This is a genomic window from Pantoea sp. B623 (assembly GCF_024814475.1).
GTDB lineage: Bacteria > Pseudomonadota > Gammaproteobacteria > Enterobacterales > Enterobacteriaceae > Pantoea > Pantoea ananatis.
The window spans coordinates 2,883,608-2,900,064 of the sequence record NZ_JANUXM010000004.1 but is presented as its reverse complement, the minus strand read 5'-3'; the positions used below and the strand labels follow the sequence as shown (position 1 = coordinate 2,900,064).

The following is a 16,457-nucleotide window of genomic DNA, read 5'->3' as shown; positions in this document are numbered from 1 at the left end:
TCAAACAAATAAACGGGATACCAGATAAAATACACAGCAGTAAAGGGCTGTATTGAAGAGTGCCGGATGCCAGACAAGATCGTAGATACCGCTGGGCGTCAGCACGCGTTTCACCATCCAGAACAGCATGAGCGAAACGATGAGTTCGATGAAAATGGGCGGAAAAGAGAGCCCAAACATGACAAATACCGGAAGTACACTCATTAAAAATCCTTAGTTCGATACGGCCGGGATAATTCACCGCCTGAAGGACGCAAACGCCTGCGCGCCATAAGCCACATCTGAACTACGGCTGACTTAATAATAGCGTATCATCGGGTGTTTTCAGGTAATGAAGCGTCGCCAGGTCATACCCCGGTCGACATATAGTAACGCGCTTAACTATACGTTTTCTACTGAATGTGATCTAAATCACTTTTTAGCCAGAGTAAACAATGGAACGACTCAAAGGTATGTCGATTTTTGCCAAAGTAGTTGAACTGGGTTCTTTTACTGCGGCCGCACGACAGCTTCACCTTAGCGTGTCATCAATCAGCCAGATTGTCGCCAAACTGGAAGATGCGCTGCAGGTAAAGCTACTCAACCGCAGTACGCGCAGCATTGGGCTCACTGAAGCCGGTAAAATCTACTATCAGGGCTGTCGCCGTATGCTGGCAGAGGCTAACCAGGTTCACGAACAGCTTTATGCCTTTAACAACACGCCGATCGGCGTACTACGCATTGGCAGTTCTTCCACGATGGCACAGAACGTGCTGGCCGGTATGACGAGCGACATGCTGCGTGATTACCCGGGGCTGAGCGTCAACCTGGTCACCGGTATTCCTGCGCCAGATTTAATCGCGGACGGGCTGGACGTGGTGATCCGGGTGGGCGCTTTAAAGGATTCGAGCCTGTTCTCGCGCCGACTCGGGGCGATGCCAATGGTGGTCTGTGCCGCTAAACACTATCTGACGCAGCATGGGACGCCGGAGAAACCTGGCGATATCACTAAATTTGCCTGGCTGGAATACAGCGTAAGGCCAGATAACAATTTTGAGCTGATTGCCCCCGAAGGCATCGTTACGCGTTTATCACCGCAGGGGCGTTTTGTCACCAATGACTCTCAGACGCTCATCCGCTGGCTTAAGGCCGGTAATGGCATCGCCTATGTCCCGATGATGTGGGTGGCGGATGAAATCAAGAAAGGTGAGATTGATATTTTGTTCCCGCAGTACCAATCTGACCCACGACCGGTTTATGCGCTTTATACTGAAAGAGACAAGCTGCCGCTGAAAGTGCAGGTTTGCATCGACTATCTGACGCAGTATTTCGAGCAGGTTGCCGAGCAGTACAAACAGCACCGCAAAAGCTAAAAACCCGCCAGTTGGCGGGTTTTGCGTCTCGGTCAGGCGGTGCCGCCGATTGTCAGCTTATCCAGCTTGAGTGTGGGTTGCCCCACGCCTACCGGCAGGCTCTGTCCTTCTTTACCACAGACGCCAACGCCTTTATCCAGCGCCAGGTCGTTGCCGACCATCGAAATTTGCTGCATTGCCTCGATACCGGAGCCGATCAATGTCGCCCCTTTTACGGGTTTGGTCACTTTGCCCTTCTCAATCAGATAGGCTTCCGAGGTGGAGAACACAAACTTTCCGGAAGTGATATCGACCTGACCGCCGCCGAAGTTAGGGGCATATAATCCGTACTCCACGCTTTCAATGATGTCCTGCGGCGTGGATTTACCGGCCAGCATATAGGTATTTGTCATACGCGGCATCGGCAGGTGCGCATAGGATTCGCGACGACCATTACCGGTGGGATTCACCCCCATCAGTCGGGCATTCAGCTTATCCTGCATATAGCCTTTCAATACGCCATTTTCGATCAGCACATTGTATTGCCCCGGCACGCCTTCATCGTCGATAGCTAACGAACCCCGCAATCCATCAATCGTGCCGTCATCGACAACGGTGCACAGATCAGAAGCGACCAGTTGGCCCATCTTGCCGCTAAAGACCGATGTACCACGGCGATTGAAATCACCTTCCAGGCCGTGACCTACGGCTTCGTGCAGCAGTACGCCCGGCCAGCCAGCGCCCAACACCACAGGTAAGGTTCCTGCAGGCGCAGCCACCGCTGACAGATTTACCAGCGCCATGCGCACGGCCTCACGAGCCCAGGCATCGGCCCGCACCTCGCCGTTCTCATCGGCCAGGAAAAAGGCATAGCCGGTACGCGCACCGCCGCCGCTTGAACCGCGCTCACGCTTGCCCTGATCTTCAACCTGGACGCTAATGGACAGACGAACCAGTGGGCGGACATCGGCGGCTAAGGTGCCGTCAGTAGCGGCAACCAGGACCTGCTCATAGACGCCAGTCAGGCTGGCATTGACTTCCTGAACGCGGGGATCGGCAGCACGTGCGACCTGGTCTACACGATGCAGAAGGGCTATTTTATCTTCACGGCTCAGGCTACCGAGCGGATCGACCGGCGCGTACAGCGAGCGGTTAACTACGGCCGACAGCGTCTGTGCCTTGCCGTTGCCTTGTTCACGCACAATGCTACGTGCCGCTTCAGAAGATAAACGCAACGCATTCAGGGTAATTTGGTCAGCATAGGCAAAGCCGGTTTTTTCACCGCTTACGGCGCGTACGCCCACGCCCTGATCGATATGGTAGGACCCGTCTTTAATGATTTTATCTTCCAGAACCCAGGATTCATGGAAGCTGGACTGGAAATAGAGATCGGCATAGTCCAGACGACGTTCTGAAAGCTGCCCTAACAGGGAAAAAAGGTCCTGCTGATTAATGTTGTTAGCAGTTAGCAACTGCTCACTTACCAGATTCAGAGTCATCGTTTCTCACTTAATATGTGCTCGGATAATCATAGCCTGCGGCAATTATGTTACGCCGTCAAATATCACTTGTTATAGGTTTCGCGTGGTTTACGCATTACTTCATCAATTTCAGGCTTATCCAGCGGCCCGCTGATGTGATAACGCAGCACGGAAATCTTACTCCAGAGCGGCCCCAGCACCTTGCTGGCAGCAAATACCGCAGCGCCCACCACCGGATTGATGGCAAACGCAGCCGCTACGCCGACTGAGGCTGAGATTTCTGGCGTGACTATCGCTTCCATATCAATGCGGCGCTTCACCAGGTCCATATTCCCCTGCATGGCGATATCCGCTTCCAGCCCATCGACAAGCAGGTTATCCGTGCGTACGACGCCATTTTCAATCCAGGCGGTGCCGTTGATGGCGTCGAAGTAGAATCCTTTGTTAAAGGTATCGCTGAAGTCAAAACGCAGTTTGCGCAACAACGCATCAAAGCTCAGCAGACGCAGGATCTGTCCCGCAGCGCCGGTATCCACATCACTGATTTGCCCTTTGCCAAAATGCGTTTTTAATGTGCCGCTCAGCGTTTCCGCTGCAGGCTGCCACGGTGCAGAGCGCCAGTGCAGATCATAATCAATCTTGAAAGGCGCATCCCGCAGCGGTGTATTTACGCCAAACCAGTTGGTGGCGTTATTGATGTTGCTGCCCTGTAATGTGCCTTTCAATGAGGTTCGCTGGTCGTCTGGACGATTAACCCATTCGCCCTGAATATTCAGGCGCGAGGTGCCGGTGTCAACCAGTCCGTTAGTGAGTGCTAACGTACTTCCATTGGGCTGCAGTCTGGCGTTCACCCGGCCATACTTCTGCCCCATCAGCCAGCATTCCGCACACTGCAGCTGTAAGGCAGGCCACTGACTAAAATCGATCCGCTCGCTCTTTTGTCCCAGCGGTGAAGTCGACGCGCCTTTTTGATCGGCCGTCGCCTTCCATTCTGGATTGTAATACAGGTAATCCAGTGCAATCTGCCACGGGGCCGAAGGTGAGGTCGTTAACTGGCCTCTCAGCTCATCGGCGTTGACCTTCACCCGGGTCTTACCACTCATTTCCTGAGTGAGAGAGGTATCAACGTTATGCCACTGTTGCCCGGCCAGAGTCACAGAAGGACTGCGCAGGATAATATTGCCTGGCAGCGTTGCGCCGCCCACCTGATGCTCACCCGTCGTCGAACGGGTTGATCCGCCGCCGCCGGTCGCCATCAATGCCGCCCAGGCTTCGCCATCCAGCGCCGGCAGGTTCAGCACCATTCCCGATCGGTCTGGCAACGTCGGTAGGGTTTTTGTATCGTTAAGCCAGATGCCCCGATCGACGCGCAGTGTGGGTTCCAGCAGCCAGCGGCTGTTGAACTTATGTCGTTCATCCACGCTACCGCTGAGATCAAAATGCGTTAAATCGCCTTTAGCATTGACGGCGATCGGCAGGCTTTCGCCCGCTTTTTTATCAAGCGGCGAAGGTAAGCGACTACTTACTTCTTTTCCGTCACCTTTCAAGGCTACGTCATAACGCGCGCCGCCCTTGTGCGGTAAGGAAACGTTCACCTCACCCTGCCAGGGAAGATGCCCGGCCAGTTGGCTGCCAATCTGAGGCGGCATTCCGGTGATTTTTGCCAGCTGCCAGTCAGCAAGCAACTTTACGTTAACGCCAAAATCATCGGGGTTTTCTTTCGTACTAAAGCTGACATTGAGTGGCTGACCAAACCAGTTAGCCTGCATCTGATCGCTTTCGAGATTGCCGTTGTCATAACGAAACTGTCCTGTCAGATGCGTCATGGTGGTGTTCAGCGGCTTGATATGCAGGCTGTTATTGTTCATCACCACATCACCGCTGGCGTGAACATCCTTACCATCCAGCGGAATATCAAGTTTGAGATGGCCCTTGGTCAGACCTTTAATCTGTAGCTGCTCCAGCGCCGCGCCCAGCGAGGACTTAAGTGGCGTGTGCTGAAAGTATTCGCCAATTTCCTGCCCATCACCGCTGATATCGCCATTGATAATCAGCTTTTCCTTCATGTAATCAGGAATGACGGCGCTGACGTTGCGGGCATTAACCTCCCCCAGTTTTGCCAGATGAGCCTGCATCCACAAACCGTCATTGAGAAAGTTAAGATCGATATCGAGATTGCTGATATCCGGCCAACCCGGCTGGAAGCCATAGGTAGCCTTGCGTAACGGTACCCAGACCTGAAACATGCCGTCGTTGTGCTGGAAGGGGAAAAGCGCCGGATTGCCGTTGAACAGCAGCGTAGCATTGTCGACCCTGCCCCCTTTTACGGCACCGCTCAGATAGCGCGTAAGTGAATGCCCCATTAACGGCGTTGGGAAATAGCGCCAGGCATCGCCCGCGTCAGTAACGTTGATCCCGGCCAGGATATCCAGCTGAGGATGCGTATCGGTATTTTGCTGATAACGGAAATCGCCATGCGCCCAGAGTGAACGCGCCTGTACATCAAGATCCTGACCTGCCAGAGTCAGTCCGTGTTGGTCACGCAGCCAGTTCATGCTGCCGGTCACCTTCTTGATCTCTAACGGGGCCTGGAACATATCACCATAGGGCACCGTAGCCTGACCCATCGCAATCCTGGCCTGTCCGTTATTCAGGCTGCCTGCTGCCTCGCCACTTAAATGACTGATTCCCGGAACCAGTTTCCAGTACTGCCAGCTGAAATCTCGCCATTTAACCTGAAAGCGTGTCTGCTCAGGCTGCTCAACAGGAATATCCAGGGCCAGCCCGTCAATGGTGCCGCGAGGTCGCAGTGCTCGCCAGTTATCAAACAGCGCCGGTGACAAGGGCGCAAACAGCGGCACCAGGGGGGCAATATGGTCCAGCGCCAGTTGCGTCGCGCGAACCCGTACCTCAGCCTCGCTGTTGCTGCCCAGCATCTGCGCGTCCTGAGGTTGCCAGAGTAGCGAAAAATGACCAGCGGGCCAGGCGTTACCGTCTGTGCTGAGTTTGGTTTGCGGCACATTAACCACCCAGCCATTTTTGTAACGCGACAGATGGGCAGTAAGGTTATCAACGCTCAGCGTATGTGGGCCGCTTTCGCCCTGCCAGCTTGCGCCGCCCCGACTTAACAGCAGATCGCCGGCATAGACGTCGCCATCGCGCAAATTAACCCAGGCCGCCAGACTGAATCGGGCACTGTCAAGACGCGTATTATCCCGCACCCAGCGGCCCAGCCAGGGGCGCATATCAACGTCATCAGCCTGCATCCATATACGACCATCGTTGAGTAAGCCACCGCTGTCTTTCAGGTCGAGACGGACCTGCACCACGCCGTGCTGGCCGGTAAAGCTCGACAAGCTGACTTCACCTTCAGCCCGATGCCGGGTGTTTTCATTCAGCCATGTCAGTTTCGGTATCGCCAGTTCAGCATGTTGGCCGGATGGCGTGATAAAACGAATGGTGCTGTCACGCAGGTCAAAGTGATCGAACTGGCGCAAAAACAGATCGTTAACCTGAGTGAGTTTGAAACTGTGCTTGTCATTGTCACTGGTTAACAGAGGCTGTGTGCTGTCGAGATGTAACTGCCAGAAGGTAAGATCGCGGAACTGCCAGCGCCAGTGAAGCAGTGACTGCCAGACGTCCAGTGCCACGGTGATACGCGCGATAGAGAGCGACCCCGTCTCTTTCATATCGACGTCTAAATTGCGGATTTGTAGCGTGGGCCCAAAATTCTCCCACTTGCCACGTAGCTCACTGGCTTTCACGTTGACGCCGCTGGCGTCAGAAACCCACTGAAGGACCTGACTGCGATAGGCATCGAGATGCGGCATCGCCAGACGTAGCGCGCTGACGAGCAGCGCCACAATCACAACGACTGTCGCGAGCAGCAGTAACAGAATTCTTGGCAACTGCCTCACTCACACCTCTCCTTGTCTACCGTTAACGACGGATGGTTGCTGCTCATACCCGGCGTCCTATGACATAGCGGTATGGGTTCACATTTTACCCTAAAATGTGCAGTCAGGCATCGTCAGCCCGACCAGCCAGTATTACATCATCACCACGTCAAATTGTTCCTGGGTGTAAAGCGCTTCGACATGCACCTTTACCTGCTTGCCCACGAAAAGCTCCACTTCGGCCAGCGCATGGGACTCATCCGTTTTCAACGCTTCACCTACGGTTGGCGAAACATACACCAGGAAACGATCCGAATCATAAGCATGGTGCACGCGGACGATTTCGCGCATGATTTCATAGCACACGGTTTCAACCGTTTTCAGCGTGCCGCGCCCTTTGCACACAGGACAGTCTTCGCACAGCACGTGCTCAATGCTTTCGCGCGTGCGCTTGCGGGTCATTTCCACCAGCCCCAATGCGGAAAAACCGCTGATACCTGTCTTGACCCGATCTTTATTCAGCGCCGTTTCCAGTGAATGCAGTACGCGACGACGATGATCTTCATTACTCATATCAATGAAGTCGATGATAATAATGCCGCCAAGGTTGCGAAGCCTTAGCTGACGTGCAATGGCCTGAGTGGCTTCCACGTTGGTATTAAAGATCGTCTCATCAAGGTTTCGGTGTCCGACAAAGGCACCCGTGTTGATGTCTATCGTCGTCATCGCTTCAGTTTGATCGATGATGAGGTATCCGCCAGATTTGAGTTCAACTTTACGCTCCAGCGAGCGTTGAATCTCATTTTCAACGTCGAACAGATCGAAGATGGGCTGCTTGCCGTTGTAAAGTTCGAGCTTGCTGGCCATCTCGGGGATGTATTCGCTGGTAAACTCGTTAAGTAAATCACAGGTTAGCCGCGAGTCTACGCGAATGCGGTCAAGGGCTGCGCCGGCAAAGTCTCGCAGAATACGCTGCGCCAGCGCCAGTTCGCCATAAAGCAGGCAACGTGTCTGGTTACGTTTTTTCCGCTCGCTGACTTTGGTCCACAGACGTTTCAGAAAGGCGGCATCCTGTGCCAGCTCTTCTTCGCCAATGCCTTCGGCTGCCGTGCGAATAATAAAGCCGCCCAGATCGTCGCAGTAGTCAGCTACTACCGCTTTGAGACGCTCGCGTTCTTTTTCACTGGCAATACGTTGAGAAACCCCGACGTGCGCAGCACCAGGCATGAACACCAAATAACGGGAAGGCAACGTGATATCCGTAGTCAGGCGCGCGCCTTTTGTGCCAAGCGGGTCTTTCACTACCTGCACGACCAAATCCTGCCCCTGACGAACCAGTTCTGCGATATCGCGTACGACAAAATTTTTCTTTTCATCGCCTGCGACACATTCCGTATGCGGCATGATGTCAGAAGCATGCAGGAAAGCGGCCTTGTCCAGTCCGATATCCACAAAGGCCGCCTGCATGCCAGGCAGCACGCGACTGACGCGTCCCTTGTAGATATTGCCAACAATGCCGCGTCGGGCTTCACGCTCAATATGGATTTCCTGCAGGATGCCGCCGTCGATATAGGCGACACGCGTTTCAGCAGGCGTAACGTTAACCAGTAGTTCAGCCGTCATGTTAACCCCTTACGGCACGCAGTGACTGAAAATGGTCGATCAGCTCCGCTGTCTCAACCAAGGGCAATCCGACCACCGCGTGATAACTTCCATTGATTTTACGAACAAAGTTTCCGCCCTTCCCCTGAATGCCGTACGCGCCGGCTTTATCCATGGGTTCACCTGTTGCGATGTAATCGGTAATGTCGCGCGCGGTTAAGTTACGAAATGTCACCTCGGTTACCACCAGGCAGTCCAGCACCTGCTGACGATCGGCGAGGGCAATTGCGGTCATGACCTGATGGGTTTTCCCGGAGAGTTTACTGAGCATGGCGCTGGCATGGTCGGCATCGTGCGGTTTTTCCAGCACTTCTCCATTGAGCACGACAATGGTATCCGCGCCCAGCACCGGCAAATCGTGTTGGGCAATCAGCGTACCGGCTTTCGCTTTGTCATGCGCCAGGCGGCGGACATAAACGTCTGCCGCTTCATGGGGCTGACGCTGTTCTTCAACGTCAGTGATGATGCGCTCAAAGGTCAGACCCAGTTGGGTCAGCAGCTCACGTCGACGGGGAGACGCGGAGGCCAGATAAAGGGTTACCATAAATTTCCTTATTGAACAGCGAACTGACGGCGGATCTTTCTCATTAATAAGAATAGCCACGGCCAGAGAATCCCGTCGACAACACTGCTCCAGAAAATTTCAGGGCGGAATGAGACGTTGATCACCAGAAACTCCGCCCAGAAGACGATCACATCCATTGCTAATGACAGCACCATAACCATTAACGCCTGCTGCCACAACGCTAAGTTACGGAATAGCTGGAATTTAAATGCGACCAGATAGGCGATGATGCTCAGCGCCAACGCCCGAACGCCGAGCGTCGAACCCGCGATTAAATCCATAATCGCTCCCAGCAGAAAACCACTTCCGACGTTGACACGGTGCGGTAGCGCCAGAACCCAATAGACGAGAATCAGCAATAGCCATGATGGCCGGAACATATAGATCTGTTCCGGCCACGGCATGATTTGCAGAATAAAGGCCATAAGGAAGGACAGCCAGATAACCCATCGACCCTGGCTGCGATATCGACTCAATTCTGGCCTCCGCGTGAGCGCGAAGCGGAACCCTGTGCGGCGCTTTCGCTACTACCCGAAGCCGGAGTGGTGTTCTGCGCTGAAGGCGCAGGAGGGCCCATTTCACCGGCGGGAGGCAGAACCTGCGGCATCATTTGCATCAGCCGTTCATTAGCTACCCGATGAACATCGTCAGGTGCCATCGGCATCTCGCCTTTGCGATCCGCGCCCCACAGCAGCAGCAGGTAACGCAGACGTTGCAGACCCGCGGTAGGATGCGCCTGAATGACAGTGTAGGCGCGCTGTGTGTCAACCTTGACCGATGACACAACACCCACCGGATAGCCTTCAGGGAAACGGCCACCTAAGCCAGAGGTGACCAGCACGTCACCAACGCGAATGTCAGTATTGCCCGGCAGATGCTCCAGCTGCAGATCTTCCGTACAACCATTGCCCGCTGCGATGACACGAATGTCATTGCGCAGCACCTGAATAGGCAGCGCATGTGATGCATCACAAATCAACAGAACACGGCTGGTGAACTGGCCTACGGCAATCACCTGACCGACCACACCTTTATCACTGATAACCGGCTGGCCTTCATATACGCCATTCGCACTGCCCTTATCGATCACGACCTGATCGGTGTAAGGATCGGTGCCGGTAGAGATCACCTGGGTCACCATCTTGTGCTCGTCCTGACGCAGTGGGGAACCCAGCAGCTCGCGCAGGCGCGCGTTCTCCTGCTTATATTGCCCCAGCATGAGCAGGTCGCTGTTCTTCAGAAAAAGCTCTCGACGTAACGCTTTATTTTCCAGTTCGAGCTGCTGGCGAGAAGCCAGCGTGTCTGACACGCCATCAAGTAGCTGGCGCGGCCCGTTGGCCAGGAAGTAAAACGGACTGACCGACGTGTCCAGATAGTTGCGTATTTGAGTAAATGAACTCACGCGACTATCAGCGATGATAATGGCAATCGCCACAATCACCGCCAGAAATAGACGCAATTGCAGAGAAGGCCCTCTGCTAAAAATCGGCTTCATATAATCTGCGTGTTCCTCGACTACAAGGTAAGAAAGTACGGGCGGGCCGCACTTTCCTGGGCTGGTCACATCATACCGATGCACGCAGCGCCGGTTTACACGCTACTCCCTGCGCACTGTTACAACGATTCCAGCCGGTTGAGGCAATTATTCTTCGCTGAATAAATCGCCGCCATGCATGTCGATCATTTCCAACGCTTTACCGCCACCGCGAGCCACGCAGGTCAGGGGATCTTCCGCGACGACCACAGGAATACCGGTTTCTTCCATCAGCAGGCGATCCAGGTTACGCAGCAGCGCACCACCACCGGTCAGTACCATACCGCGCTCGGAGATATCAGATGCCAGCTCCGGCGGGCACTGTTCCAGCGCAACCATGACTGCACTGACGATACCGGTCAGAGGCTCTTGCAGGGCTTCAAGAATCTCGTTGGAATTAAGTGTAAAGCCGCGTGGCACACCTTCCGCCAGGTTACGTCCACGCACTTCAATTTCGCGCACTTCATCGCCCGGATAAGCCGAGCCGATCTCATGCTTGATGCGTTCTGCCGTGGCTTCACCAATCAGTGAACCATAGTTACGGCGCACATAATTAATAATGGCTTCGTCGAAACGATCACCGCCGATACGGACGGATGACGAGTACACGACGCCGTTCAGGGAAATAACGGCGACTTCAGTGGTACCACCACCGATATCGACGACCATAGAACCCGTTGCTTCGGAAACCGGTAGGCCAGCACCAATCGCGGCCGCCATCGGCTCTTCAATCAGGAAAACTTCGCGGGCGCCAGCGCCCTGGGCCGATTCGCGAATCGCACGACGTTCAACCTGGGTAGCGCCAACTGGCACACAGACCAGCACGCGCGGGCTTGGACGCATAAAGCTGTTGCTGTGAACCTGCTTAATGAAGTGCTGCAGCATTTTTTCCGTCACAAAGAAATCGGCGATAACGCCATCTTTCATTGGACGGATAGCTGCGATATTGCCTGGCGTACGGCCAAGCATCTGTTTGGCGTCATGACCTACTGCCGCCACGCTTTTTGGTGAACCGGCACGATCCTGGCGAATAGCAACCACGGAAGGCTCGTTCAGCACGATGCCTTGTCCTTTTACATAAATCAGGGTGTTCGCGGTACCCAAGTCAATGGACAAGTCATTTGAAAACATGCCACGAAATTTTTTAAACATACTAAAGGATAATCCTGCAAGCTGGAGGCGGAAAATAAAATCCGCTTACTTTACCAACCACACGAAGCTGCCACAAGGCGCAAAAACGTTCTGCTTCGGTGAAAAATTAGACTGCATTCGCTTTACATCATTTATGCCTGTTACGCACACGAGCGGAACAGCGATACCACGGCATCAGAGCGGCATGTTAAAGAATTTTCTTAACTTTACTCCGACATAAAATCTAACATTTCAGGCGCATTATTCTGCCTGTTTATTGTCACATATTCACCAAAAGCGCAGGCGATAACCCTGAAACCGGTCAAACGATTAAAAACGGTAACGTTGGGAGTACTTTTTTACGTTACTGTTAACCGGTTGTGAAGGTGAAAAAAAGTCACCCTGACCACCTTCTACACCTAACCCGACCAAAGTCTGCCACTCTGCGTGCGTTCGCACGCCAGTCGCATACAGCTGCGTCCCGGTGGGTTTGCAAACATCCAGTAAGCTTCGCACGAACAGCTGGTTTTCTGTACGGCGCTCAATATTACGTACTAAACCCGCATCCAGCTTGATCAACTCAACCGGTAACTGCCGGATATAGGCACTGCTGACCACCGTCAAACCCGCCTGATTAACGGCGATGCGACAACCGAACGCCTGCAATGCGTGAAATACGGGAATCAAATCGCTGATGTGTTGACAGACGTCCCCTTCTGCAAGTTCAAATAAAAATCGCTTTCTTTGACTTTTTGGGCACTGCAACAACATCGTGTACAACCAGGCAATAAAGGGACGTTTCAGCAACGACTCAATGTTAACGGAGATCGCCAGCGTCTCTTCCGGCCACAATTCAGAGAGTGCGGCAACGCGTAATACCATCTGCCGGTCCCAGTTCTCAGCCATACCGAGCTGCTGAACCAGGGGCATATATTCTGCCGACAGGACCTCTTTATCCCCGTCAAAAATGCGCGTGAGCAGAACGCGATGCCGCACCTTACCCTCTCTGTCCACGGCGGGCTTTTGATATAACCGGGGGCCGCCGCGACTTAAGGTATTTTCCAGCAGAGTACGCCAGCGAACGCTGCCGCGCCCGGCATCCAGGGGATTTCCTGCGCCATTGGACCAGTTGTTTCCGCCCGACAGGGTTGCCCGACGCGTGGCCATTTCAACGTTTTCCATGACCTGGGGCACCGTCTGTCCGCTGTGCCAGGCGCTGATACCAATGTGGATAAAATCGTCCCGGTTGACCATGCGCATAGGCGGCAGGGCATCGACCGCATTGATGAGGTGATCGGCGATGCTGTTAGCCTCTTTCAGGCTGCGGTGCGGCAGTAAGACCGCAAAATCGCTGCGAAAATAGCGGGCCAGAAGTGCGCCGGGGTAACGCATGACAAAGGTCGACAACATATTCACGACATTGAAGAGATACTCTTCGACCAGCACGGGCCCCAGTGAATCATCATGTGTATCAAGTTCAGGAAAACGGATCATCATGACCACGCCATGCGTGCCAACATCTTCCTGATCTTCAAGCAGCGTTGCCAGCTGACTGTCGAAGAAAAGGCGATTATTCAGCCCCGTCCGCCCGTCCTGTGCAGCGAAGGTACGAATTAAGGTATCAATGCGCACACGCTGCTCACCGGCTTCCTGTAAATCGGAGAGCAACACGTCAATTGCCCGGCTGGCTTTAGGCGGCCACTCATCAGCATGCTTCTGGCGATAAAGCTGGCGCGCGCCGCTGAGTATTGATGCCGACCGGCTCTCCAGCTGTTCCATTCCGCGCCATTGTCTTACGAGCCAGCGATGGGTGATGAACAGCGTCACCGCCATAATCAGCACCACCAGCATCAGGGCGGCAAGCGTATAGGTGGTGGGAATAGATCTTAGCCAGGTTTGTGCCGGGTCAAGTATCGTCAATTGCAAACGCATACCCGGCTGATGCATCAGCGCAATGTCAAAGTGGATGTAGCGGTTTTTTTGATGTTGCAGCATCTGGTTTTCGTGGCGGGAAAGCGTAAAAACATTCTGCCGGCCATTGTATAAAGATAATTGCTCAGCGTTGATGACGGGTAAGACCGGCGCAAGCCAGGCTTCTAACGCATCGGGCGGCTGTTTTAGCAAGACTTTATCCACTTCCGTTGCCAAAACCTGTACGCGATTTTCAACGCGTTGATGCGTGAGCCAGAAAACGCTAAAAGCACAGCCCACCAGCATTAAAACCATTGCCAGTACGCTAATAAATGTAATAAATGCAGAAAGTTTGGTAGTTAATCGCATCCCTGTGCCTGTTTCACTACGGTTGTAGCCGAATCACGCCGCCCCTCTGCCCGTCCGCCGGGAGAAATTTTGAGAAAAATAACACAAATTGTTCCCGGCGGCAGCGAGGTCGTGCATGAAGCCGAAGTATACCGTTGAGAAAGGCCCAGAGCGCTTAATTATCCTTTTTTCAGCGCATTCTCATTGGAAGGGTTTACCAGGAAATTTCACATTTTTGCGGCAAAATTCGCCAGCTTAAGTAATAGTCATCATGCTGATGATGAAAATCGAGCCGGAGAAGAGACGATGACGCTGAAAAAACGCCTGACTGAAGCTGATGTAACGCCAGAAAACATCTTTAATATGAATCGTCGTCGCGTGCTTCAGACCCTGGGTCTGGGCGCTGCCGCTATTAGCATTCCCGGCATGGCCAACGCCGATATTCTGAGTTGGTTTAAAGGCAATGACCGCCCACCCGCGCCCGCAGGCCGCCCTCTGGACTTTACCAAACCTGCACAATACCAGGCTAACCTGCCGTTGACGCCTGCAGACAAGGTTTCGGGCTATAACAATTTCTATGAGTTTGGCCTTGATAAAGCCGATCCGGCCGCCAATGCGGGGACGCTAAAGACCGATCCCTGGAAGCTGACGATTGAAGGCGAAGTGGCAAAGCCCATCACATTAGATATGGATGATATCTTCAAACGCTTTGCCATGGAGCAGCGTATCTATCGGATGCGATGCGTTGAAGCCTGGTCGATGGTGGTGCCCTGGATAGGTTTCGAACTCAATAGACTCCTGAAGCTGGCAGAACCCACCAGCAAAGCGCGTTTTGTCGCTTTCCAGACGCTTTATGCTCCCGATCAGATGCCTGGTCAAAAAGATCGCTTTATCGGCGGCGGGCTAAATTACCCTTATGTAGAAGGTTTACGTCTGGATGAAGCCATGCATCCCCTCACGATTCTGACGACAGGCGTTTACGGTAAAGCGCTGCCCCCGCAGAATGGTGCCCCGATTCGCCTGACGGTCCCGTGGAAATATGGCTTCAAGGGCATCAAGTCCATTGTGAAAATCACGCTGACGCATGATCAGCCACCGACGACCTGGAACCAGATTGCCGATAACGAGTACGGCTTCTATGCTAACGTTAATCCGCATGTTAATCATCCACGCTGGTCGCAGGCGACCGAGCGTTTTATTGGTCCGGGCAGCAGCTTTAATGTGGATCGTCAGCCAACATTACTCTTCAACGGTTATGCCGATCAGGTCGCGTCGCTGTATCGCGGTATGGATTTGCGGGAGAATTATTGAGTGCGCCTGACAATAAAGCAGATCGGCTGGCTTAAAGTCCTGCTACATCTGGCGGCTTTCTTACCGCTGGTTTACTTGATTATGGCCGCTATGCAGGGCGGTCTTAGCGCCGATCCCGCCAAAGATATCCAGCATTTTACCGGCCGTATGGCGCTGAAACTGCTACTGGCGACGCTGCTTGTCTCGCCGTTAACGCGCATCGCCAAACAGCCTTTACTCATTCGCACCCGACGGCTGCTGGGGATCTGGACTTTTTTCTGGGCCAGCCTGCATTTAACCAGCTACTACCTGCTGGAACTGGGCATTAACAACCTTGGTCTGCTCGGTAGCGAACTGATTTCACGCCCCTATCTCACGCTGGGAATTATTTGCTGGTTTATTCTGCTGGCGCTGGCGGTGACCTCTTTTCAACGCATGCAGCGAAAACTGGGCAGACGCTGGCAAACCTTGCACAACGCGATTTATCTGGTCGCGATTTTGGCCCCAATTCACTACATATGGTCGGTAAAAATCCTTTCTCCCCAGCCTGTCATCTACGCGCTTTTCGCCCTGATCCTGTTAGCCTGGCGCTATAAAAAGTTCATTAAATGGTGGCCGCGTTAGCCCCTGCGCTTCTCCTAACGTCTGCGAAAAATGGGGTCCACAGGCCGCACCCGATCAACTTCGCAGATAAGACCAGTATTTTGCTGCGAAATGCCACGAAACGGATATAATGCCCGGCTTTATTGCGATATGACGCTTCTTTTTTACTGTGACGGGTGACAAATGGAAAGCGGCAAGGTATTTTACGCGATGCCTCAATGATTGCGGGAGATGGCAGCAAGATGGCCGACAAATTACATATTCTGCTTTTGAACGGTCCCAACCTTAATCTGTTAGGGACGCGCGAGCCTGAAAAATACGGGGATGTCACCCTGGATCAGATCGTTTCCGATTTGAGCCATCAGGCAGACCAGCTGAATGTAAGATTAAGCCATATGCAATCCAATGCTGAATTTCAGCTTATTGATCGCATTCATGAGGCAAAAGGCAATGTGGATTATATCCTTATCAATCCTGCTGCGTTTACGCATACCAGCGTAGCATTACGTGATGCGCTGCTAGCGGTGAATATTCCCTTTATCGAAGTTCACCTGTCAAATGTGCACGGTCGCGAGCCTTTTCGCCATCACTCCTATTTTTCTGATGTCTCTGCTGGCGTCATTTGTGGGCTTGGCGCTGACGGTTACTCGTGGGCATTGCAAACGGCAGTAAAGCGCCTGTCTCATACTAATTAATCAAACTGAG

Annotated in this window: 13 protein-coding genes; 4 read left to right on the top strand and 9 right to left on the bottom strand. The window is 53.4% G+C overall.

Annotated features, from left to right (window positions below; all coding sequences use genetic code 11):
- A complete protein-coding gene (gene aaeX / locus NXS97_RS15305) occupies positions 1–204 on the bottom strand; it encodes a p-hydroxybenzoic acid efflux pump operon protein AaeX (RefSeq protein WP_014594732.1) in 204 nt (67 codons plus the stop codon).
- 230 nt (positions 205–434) lie between these two features.
- Between aaeX and aaeR the strand changes: the two genes are divergently transcribed.
- Entirely contained in the window at positions 435–1,352 is a 918-nt protein-coding gene (aaeR, locus tag NXS97_RS15300) for an HTH-type transcriptional activator AaeR (RefSeq protein ID WP_013027426.1), read from the top strand.
- 32 nt (positions 1,353–1,384) lie between these two features.
- Here aaeR and tldD read toward each other — a convergent pair whose 3' ends face one another.
- The 8 genes from tldD to csrD form a co-directional block, all read right to left on the bottom strand.
- Positions 1,385–2,830, bottom strand: a complete 1,446-nt coding sequence (tldD, locus tag NXS97_RS15295; protein ID WP_013027427.1) for a metalloprotease TldD — start codon at positions 2,828–2,830, stop codon at positions 1,385–1,387.
- Between the two features lie 65 nt (positions 2,831–2,895).
- A complete protein-coding gene (yhdP, locus tag NXS97_RS15290; protein WP_105091760.1) occupies positions 2,896–6,729 on the bottom strand; it encodes an AsmA2 domain-containing protein YhdP in 3,834 nt (1,277 codons plus the stop codon).
- A 132-nt stretch (positions 6,730–6,861) separates the two neighbouring features.
- Positions 6,862–8,331, bottom strand: coding sequence for a ribonuclease G (gene rng / locus NXS97_RS15285; protein ID WP_013027429.1), 1,470 nt, complete (start codon positions 8,329–8,331; stop codon positions 6,862–6,864).
- Between the two features lies 1 nt (position 8,332).
- The gene (locus NXS97_RS15280; RefSeq protein WP_014594735.1) at positions 8,333–8,914 is read right to left on the bottom strand and encodes a nucleoside triphosphate pyrophosphatase; all 582 of its coding nucleotides are present in this window, start codon (positions 8,912–8,914) and stop codon (positions 8,333–8,335) included.
- Positions 8,915–8,922: 8 nt separating this feature from the next.
- Entirely contained in the window at positions 8,923–9,411 is a 489-nt protein-coding gene (gene mreD, locus NXS97_RS15275) for a rod shape-determining protein MreD (protein WP_006120976.1), read from the bottom strand.
- The gene (gene mreC / locus NXS97_RS15270; RefSeq protein ID WP_014594736.1) at positions 9,408–10,430 is read right to left on the bottom strand and encodes a rod shape-determining protein MreC; all 1,023 of its coding nucleotides are present in this window, start codon (positions 10,428–10,430) and stop codon (positions 9,408–9,410) included. Before mreC ends, mreD begins: the two co-directional genes overlap by 4 nt.
- Positions 10,431–10,577: 147 nt before the next feature.
- A complete protein-coding gene (gene mreB / locus NXS97_RS15265) occupies positions 10,578–11,621 on the bottom strand; it encodes a rod shape-determining protein MreB (RefSeq protein ID WP_003855260.1) in 1,044 nt (347 codons plus the stop codon).
- 309 nt (positions 11,622–11,930) lie between these two features.
- Positions 11,931–13,880: an RNase E specificity factor CsrD gene (gene csrD, locus NXS97_RS15260; protein WP_072137263.1), complete on the bottom strand. Its 1,950-nt coding sequence runs from the start codon at positions 13,878–13,880 to the stop codon at positions 11,931–11,933.
- Between the two features lie 285 nt (positions 13,881–14,165).
- On the opposite strand from csrD, the gene msrP reads away from it, so the two are divergent.
- From msrP to aroQ, 3 genes are all read left to right on the top strand, one after another.
- A complete protein-coding gene (gene msrP / locus NXS97_RS15255; RefSeq protein WP_019104913.1) occupies positions 14,166–15,170 on the top strand; it encodes a protein-methionine-sulfoxide reductase catalytic subunit MsrP in 1,005 nt (334 codons plus the stop codon).
- Entirely contained in the window at positions 15,171–15,773 is a 603-nt protein-coding gene (gene msrQ / locus NXS97_RS15250; protein WP_013027434.1) for a protein-methionine-sulfoxide reductase heme-binding subunit MsrQ, read from the top strand.
- Between the two features lie 221 nt (positions 15,774–15,994).
- Positions 15,995–16,447, top strand: a complete 453-nt coding sequence (gene aroQ / locus NXS97_RS15245) for a type II 3-dehydroquinate dehydratase (RefSeq protein ID WP_024472015.1) — start codon at positions 15,995–15,997, stop codon at positions 16,445–16,447.
- Positions 16,448–16,457 lie beyond the last annotated feature (10 nt).

What these genes read in the sequence shown, in the direction of transcription:
- aroQ (WP_024472015.1), top strand. Translation starts at nt 15,995, where the DNA reads ATGGCCGACAAATTACATATTCTGCTTTTGAACGGTCCCAACCTTAAT.
- rng (WP_013027429.1), bottom strand. Translation starts at nt 8,331, where the DNA reads ATGACGGCTGAACTACTGGTTAACGTTACGCCTGCTGAAACGCGTGTC.
- msrP (WP_019104913.1), top strand. Translation starts at nt 14,166, where the DNA reads ATGACGCTGAAAAAACGCCTGACTGAAGCTGATGTAACGCCAGAAAAC.
- tldD (WP_013027427.1), bottom strand. Translation starts at nt 2,830, where the DNA reads ATGACTCTGAATCTGGTAAGTGAGCAGTTGCTAACTGCTAACAACATT.
- mreC (WP_014594736.1), bottom strand. Translation starts at nt 10,430, where the DNA reads ATGAAGCCGATTTTTAGCAGAGGGCCTTCTCTGCAATTGCGTCTATTT.
- aaeR (WP_013027426.1), top strand. Translation starts at nt 435, where the DNA reads ATGGAACGACTCAAAGGTATGTCGATTTTTGCCAAAGTAGTTGAACTG.
- NXS97_RS15280 (WP_014594735.1), bottom strand. Translation starts at nt 8,914, where the DNA reads ATGGTAACCCTTTATCTGGCCTCCGCGTCTCCCCGTCGACGTGAGCTG.
- aaeX (WP_014594732.1), bottom strand. Translation starts at nt 204, where the DNA reads ATGAGTGTACTTCCGGTATTTGTCATGTTTGGGCTCTCTTTTCCGCCC.
- mreB (WP_003855260.1), bottom strand. Translation starts at nt 11,621, where the DNA reads ATGTTTAAAAAATTTCGTGGCATGTTTTCAAATGACTTGTCCATTGAC.
- csrD (WP_072137263.1), bottom strand. Translation starts at nt 13,880, where the DNA reads ATGCGATTAACTACCAAACTTTCTGCATTTATTACATTTATTAGCGTA.